This is a genomic window from Thioclava sp. F36-7 (genome assembly GCF_002020075.1).
Classification (GTDB): Bacteria; Pseudomonadota; Alphaproteobacteria; order Rhodobacterales; family Rhodobacteraceae; genus Thioclava; species Thioclava sediminum.
Genome location: NZ_MPZR01000007.1, coordinates 303,036 through 309,651 on the forward strand (window position 1 = coordinate 303,036; position 6,616 = coordinate 309,651).

Annotated in this window: 5 protein-coding genes; 2 read left to right on the plus strand and 3 right to left on the minus strand. The window is 60.0% G+C overall.

Going from position 1 to position 6,616, the window contains the following annotated elements; genetic code table 11:
- Positions 1-41: 41 nt before the first annotated feature.
- From BMI89_RS15085 to BMI89_RS15095, 3 genes are all read right to left on the minus strand, one after another.
- A complete protein-coding gene (locus tag BMI89_RS15085; protein ID WP_078571625.1) occupies positions 42-1,292 on the minus strand; it encodes a transporter substrate-binding protein in 1,251 nt (416 codons plus the stop codon).
- 350 nt (positions 1,293-1,642) lie between these two features.
- On the minus strand, positions 1,643-2,251 hold the full coding sequence (locus tag BMI89_RS15090; protein WP_078522106.1) for an ANTAR domain-containing protein: 609 nt from the start codon (positions 2,249-2,251) through the stop codon (positions 1,643-1,645).
- Positions 2,251-3,414, minus strand: coding sequence for a transporter substrate-binding domain-containing protein (locus BMI89_RS15095; RefSeq protein WP_078522107.1), 1,164 nt, complete (start codon positions 3,412-3,414; stop codon positions 2,251-2,253). The genes BMI89_RS15090 and BMI89_RS15095 overlap by 1 nt, the downstream gene beginning before the upstream one ends.
- A 561-nt stretch (positions 3,415-3,975) precedes the next feature.
- Here BMI89_RS15095 and BMI89_RS15100 point away from each other — a divergent pair.
- Positions 3,976-5,307 (plus strand): cytosine permease, encoded by a 1,332-nt coding sequence (locus BMI89_RS15100; RefSeq protein ID WP_078571627.1) that lies wholly within the window; start codon positions 3,976-3,978, stop codon positions 5,305-5,307.
- A 67-nt stretch (positions 5,308-5,374) separates the two neighbouring features.
- Positions 5,375-6,394, plus strand: a complete 1,020-nt coding sequence (locus BMI89_RS15105; protein ID WP_078571628.1) for an alpha/beta fold hydrolase — start codon at positions 5,375-5,377, stop codon at positions 6,392-6,394.
- Positions 6,395-6,616 lie beyond the last annotated feature (222 nt).

Below are 6,616 nucleotides of genomic sequence, written 5' to 3' on the forward strand. Positions count from 1 at the left end.
CTCGGATGGGCACCGGACATCAGCCCGGTGCCCGGTTTGCGTCACAGCTTGGTGGTGTCGAGACCGGCGCCGGTGCAGAACAGGTTCTCTGCCGTCTCGCCGTAAGCGACGTAAGGCAATGGCTTGGTCGGCGCGTCATAGGCGTTGACGATCGTGCCCTGACCATCGGCGCCCCACTGCGCGATGCGCGGCGTGAGATAGGTGTGCAGGTTTTCCGGATCGACGGTGACGGTGCCGTTCGGGGCCTCGAAGACCTGACCCTTGACGCCTTCGCGCACCGCATCTGCCGAGATGTCGCCAGCCTTCTCGACCGCCTGCTTCCAAAGATAGACCTGGAAGTAGCTGCTCTCGAGCGCGTGGTGCGTCACAGCCTTGGGATCGTTCACATATTTGCGGTAGCGCTCGATGAAATCGCGGTTGCGATCGGTGTCGATGGCCTGGAAATACGGGAAGGAGGTGTAGCTGCCTTCGGCGAATTCCGGACCCATCGCGGCGATCTCGATTTCCGAGGTGACGGTCGCGCAGATCGGCAGTTTGTCGTGGGTGAGGCCCTGGTTCTTGAACTCGCGGTAGAAGGCCACGACCGAGTCGCCCACGACATTCGACAGAACCACGTCGCAGCCGCTTTCCTTGATCTTGGAGACCATCGCGCCCCATTCGGAATGGCCGAGCTCGAGATATTCGTCCGCGACCCACTCGCCGCCATTCTGCTCGATGAGGATCTTCGACACTTTCGCCATCTCGCGCGGGTAGATGTAGTTCGAGCCGACGATGAAGAACTTCTTCTTGCCGAGCGTGTTGGTGATCCACGGGATGAAGTTCGACAGCTGCTGGTTCGGCACCGCGCCCGTGTAGACCACGTTCTTGGAGCACTCGAAGCCTTCGTAATAGGTCGGGTAGAAGTAGAGGCTGTTGCGCTTTTCGAAGACCGGCAGAACGGCCTTGCGGCTCGCCGAGGTGTAAGAGCCGAACACGGTCTGCAGGCGATCGCGGATCACCAGCTTCGAGGCCTTCTCGTTGTAGGTCTTCGGGTCGGATGCGCCGTCTTCGAGGATCGGCTTGATCATCATCCCGTTCACGCCGCCTGCGGCGTTGATCTCGTCGATCGCCATCATCGTGGCGTCGGCGAGCGATTTCTCGATGATCGAAAGGCCGCCAGTCAGCGAGAACAGGACGCCCACTTCAATTTCACCCGAGGCACGCGCGGGGCTCGCGATCATCGACGGGCCGAGGGCGGCTGCGGCGCCGAAAGCGGTCGTGTGTTTTAGGAAGTTTCTCCGGTTCGTTTTCATTTCTGTCTCCCGTGTTGAAGTTTGTTTTGATTTTTCAGGCCGTAAATGCGCAGGGAGGACTCCCGTGCACGAGCGTTTGGTATGTGACCGATTGTGTGAGGTGCCGTGACCGGACCGCGGGGGTCCGGATCATGTTGGCGAAGGGGGCTCCGGGTATTCGGAGCGATTGGCATCGTTGCCATTCAGCGCCGCCACGAGGGCGGGGTTGCGTGCGCTCTGGTACGCCCGCAGCGATGGCGCGGCCTTTGCACCATCCTGAAAACCAAAAAAGCCCGCGAAGACACTACAGTGTCTTCAGCGGGCTTTCTGTGCCGAACCGATGGACATCATTGGCCATCGATCTGATTCGACTATACATCATCCGGTCTTGATGACAACAATTCGTTTGCGTTGATGATCGCGACCGCCATTTCCTCTACGGAAATCCGCTTACCCATCGCCTGCGCACGAATGGTGCCATAGGCTTCCCTCTCGGAAATCTTGTGCATTTCCATGAGGATAGACTTCGCCTTCGAGATTTTCTTCTGACCGGAGATCTTCTTTTCGAGCTTGCCGATCTTGTCGTGGAAATCCGCCGCCTGCATCCAGTTGGAGCGCGCGACGACAAGATTTGTCAGCATGCCGAAGGTCCGGACCGGCTTCGAAATCACCGCGAATGCGTTGATGTCGAGCACCAGTTCGATCATCGCCGGGTTCTCGTAATTCACGATGCCGATCACCGTCGGACCGGGTTTCTCGGACTTCCGCAGCATGCTGCTCAGGGCGCTCTGGCTCTCGAAGAAGACGCCTGCGAAAACGACATCCGTCCCGCTCGGCAGCGCCTTGGCGGGGGGCCACATCAGTTCCGCGCGGCAGCCGATGCGTTTGAGCTGATCCATGAGCGCCTTGCCATCTGCGTCCGGCGGGTGGACGACGATGACCGAGAGGTCGCGCAAATCCTTGAGACGCAGCCGGGGCATCAGCTTCCGCCCCCTCCGGCTCCGAATTGCGGAGACGTCATCTGCAAGTCTTCATCATATTCAACGAGATAAGGGTCCGGTCGCACCGGCGCCTGCGCTTCGCGCACGATCTCGAAAGCACCGCTTTCGCCGACGACTGCAACCCGGGGCCAGAGGCTCGTGTGATGGGTATCGCCTTCGACCTGCACGGGGCCCTGGGGTGCCTCGAAGCTGAAATTCGGCAAGGTACGCAAGACGCTATCGCGATCGGTCGCCCCGGACCGGCGCACGGCTTCCGCAAAGAGATAGACTTGGAAATAGGCGGCTTCCGTCCCCGCAGAAATCGGCTGATCCGGCCCGAACCGGCGCGCATAAGCGGTGACGAAGCGACGGTTCGCCTCGGTATCGAGCACGCTGAAATAGGGCGCGGCCGTCACGTTGCCGATCGAGGCATCCTTGCCGACCGCGAGCAGTTCGGGCTCGCCCGAGGTCAGGCTTGCGATGGGCTGTTTGCTGCGATCGAAGCCCGCGCGGTCATAGGCCTGGTAGAAGCGGACCGATCCTTCACCCACGACCGTCGAGAACACGACCGCAGGCCCCGCAGCCTTGATGCGCGAGATCGCCCGCTCGATATATTCCTCGTTATGGCGCAGGGGGATGTAGATTTCGTCGACGACCTTCGCCCCGCGATGCATCAGCAGATCCCGCATGATCCGATTGGATTCATAGGGGAAAACGTAGTTCGACCCCACGAAGACAAACCGGTCGCCATAGGTCTGCGTGAGATAATCCGCCAACCAGCGCGAGTTCTGGTTCGGGGCTGCGCCCGAATAGACGCAGCTGCTCGAAAACTCGAACCCTTCGTAAAGCGTGGGGTAGAACAGCAGCGCGCGGCGTTGCTCGACCACGGGCAAGACGGCCTTGCGCGCGGAGGACATGTAGCAGCCGAAGATGGTCTTTGCGCCGACATCGATGAGGCGCTCCGCCTCGCTCTTGAAGCGCAACGGATCGGAAGCCGGGTCGCTGTCTTCGATCAGAAGTTCACGACCATCGATACCGCCTGCATTGTTGATTTCTTCGATCGCCAGCAGCGCAGCCTGACGCTGTGTGCGCTCGATCACCGACGTCACACCGGTTTGGGAAAAAAGGAGGCCAACTGCGACCGGCTCGTTGTCAAAAGCCATTAATACGGTTCCATATCTTTCAACGAGAACTCCCGCGAATGCGGAGTCCGGGGGGAACGGTCACATCCGAATCGAATAGCAAATGACTGACGTGGCGGCAAGCGCGACGCATTGCAAAACGCATCTGAACTCATGATTCATTCATTTTTCGGCATTATTTTCAGCGCCTTACATCGTTACATCAAAACATTTGCATATTGAAACGAATCACGCCATCGTGTTGACGTAGCGTTCAACGAAGAGCGCCGCATCTGGCAATGAAAGCCCCTTACGAACCATGTGAATGGATTCGTGAGGGGCTTTTGCGTTTACGGCCCGGCGATTTGTCGCCCCAAATGGAGAGACCACAGAGCCCTAACCCGATCGGCGCACGCGCCCAATAACTCTGAGATCAGTATAACCGGTCACAAACGACGGCAGGATCAAGCTGCCGAACTGATCGACCCCTTATCCACTCCACCCCGGCGAGACTTTCGTCAGCGTTTGCCCACGGCAAGCGCCCGGCCTTCGCATGCCTGCAAAAACAAGAACATCAGAAACAGTCCAACAACGAGGTACATCATGACCACGACGGAAAAGCATCTCGAGCCAGAGGCGCTCGAACATATCGAAGAAGAGATCGATCACGCGCTCGGCGGTGAATACGAACATGAACCGGTTCCGGCAAAAGCCCGGCGGAGCATGTTCTCCGTCACGATGGTCTGGATGGGTTTCCCGATGATCATCACCGGCGCGATGACCGGCTCGATCCTCGTGCTCGGCATGGGATTCAGCTCCGCGCTGACGGCGATGATCATCGGCAACCTGATCATGCTGGTCTATGTCGGTCTGCTCGGGCAGCTCGGCGCGACGAAAGGAATGAACTTCGCCCTGCTCGCCAGCATCGTCTTCGGCCGCAAGGGCTATGTCTTCGCCTCCGGCCTGCTCTCGACGCTTCTACTTGGCTGGTACGCGGTGCAAACCGGGATCACCGGCGCGCTCGTCAGCTCCACCTATGACCTGAACTACGTCGTCATGACGCTCATCGCCGGTGCGCTTTATATCGGCGTCACCTTCGTCGGCGTGAAAGGCCTGCACCTGATCGGCATGATCTCGGTACCGCTCTTCGTCATTCTGGGCCTCTTCGTCGTCGGCGACGCGGCTTCGACGACCAGCTGGGACGCGATCATGTCCTACCCGGGCAATAATGGCGTCGCGACGATGTCGATGGGCGTCGGCCTGACCGTGGTCATCGCGCTCTTCATCGACGCCGGCACCGTGAGCGCCGACTTCAACCGCTGGGCCAAGGACACGAAAAGCTCCTGGGTCGCGACCTTCAGCGCCTTCCCCTTCGCCAACCTCGCCGCGATGCTGGTCGGCGGCATCATGACCGCAGCCCTGGCCGTTCCGGATGCCAACCCCTTCGGCACCGACAACATGTTCGGCTACATGAACAACATGCAGATGACCTGGCTGAGCGTCCTCGCCTTCCTGTTCCTCTACGTGAACCTCGGCTCGGTCTGTGCCCACTGCCTCTATAACGCCGCCACCGGCTGGTCGCGCATCCTGCGCAGCCACATGCGTCTTTTCGCAGTGATCCTCGGCGCCATCGGCATCGTCATCGCGGCCACCAATGTCTGGGCCTTCTTCATCCAGTGGCTGTCGCTGCTGGGGATCCTCGTGCCGCCGATCGGCGCGATCATCCTCGTGGATCAGTTCCTCGTGCGGAAGAATTCCGAGATCGACCGCGATTGGCGCGGCACGGCGTTCATCGCCTGGGCCTGTGGCTCCGCGGTGGCCTTCGTCGTGGAGTGGTATCTGCCCCATCTGTCGACCGCCATCTCGGCCGGACTTGTCGGTGGCGTCGCTTACTACCTGATCTCCACGCTGAGCGGGAAAACCGCGACTGCCTGATCCGTAACGATCTTCCGGAGCGTCGCCTGAGACAGGGCGTCGCTCCATTTTGACATGAGGAAAAACCATGACCCTTGATTATGAAATCTTCGAGCTGGGCACCTTCGAGTTCCAATGCGGCCTTGCCGTGCCCAACGCCCGCCTCGCCTACAAGACCTTCGGCAAGCTGAACGCGGCCAAGGACAACGTGATCGTCTACCCGACGTGGTATTCCGGGCAGCATTACGACAACGAATGGCTGATCGGGCCCGGCATGGCGCTCGACCCCGAGCAATACTTCATCATCATCCCGAACATGTTCGGCAACGGGCTCTCCACCTCGCCTTCGAACACGCCGGAGCCCTATAACGCAGACCGTTTCCCGAACGTGACCGCCTATGACAACGTCAAGGCGCAGCATCGCCTGGTGACCGAGAAGTTCGGCATCGAGAAGATCCGCATGGTGACAGGCTGGTCGATGGGCGCGTTGCAGACCTTCCATTGGGGGGCGATGTATCCCGAGATGATGGATCTGATCGCCCCGTTCTGCGGGTCGGCGAAATGCTCGCGCCACAACTATGTCTTCCTCGAAGGGGTGAAGGCGGCACTGCGGGCCGACGCCGCGTGGGAAAACGGGCGCTACACCTCTAAGCCCGAAAAAGGCCTGCGCGCAGTTGGCCGCGTCTACGCAGGCTGGGGCTTCTCACAGAGCTTCTATCGAGAAGAGCTCGACCTGAAGACCCTCGGCTACGCCTCGCTCGAGGATTTCCTGATCGGGTTCTGGGAAGGGTTCTTCCTGCCGAAAGACGCCAACAACCTGCTGACGATGGCCTGGACCTGGCAGAATGGCGATATCAGCGCGAACGAGCTGTATAACGGCGACTTCAAAGCGGCACTCGGCGCGATCAAGGCGAAAGCCTATGTCATGCCCGGCCAGACCGACCTCTATTTCCCGCCCGAAGACAGCGAGATCGAGGTCGCCAACATGCCCAACGCCGAATTCGTGCCGGTGCCGTCGATCTGGGGCCATTTCGCCGGCGGCCCCGGCACCAACCCCGACGACGTCAAGTTCATCGACGACAAGCTGAAAGCGCTTCTGGCCTCGTGAACCGAGCCGAAGCTTTGCGGATATCGGAAAGGGCGGCCCCATGGCCGCCTTTTTCATTGGCGCGCTCTGTTGCTTCCACGGTGTTTGTCGCAACGCAAAAAGCCTCGCGGGGAGCGAGGCTAAGCGTTTGGTCTGGTTTAGAAGATTTGGTTGCGGGAGTAGGATTTGAACCTACGACCTTCAGGTTATGAGCCTGACGAGCTACCGGGCTGCTCCATCCCG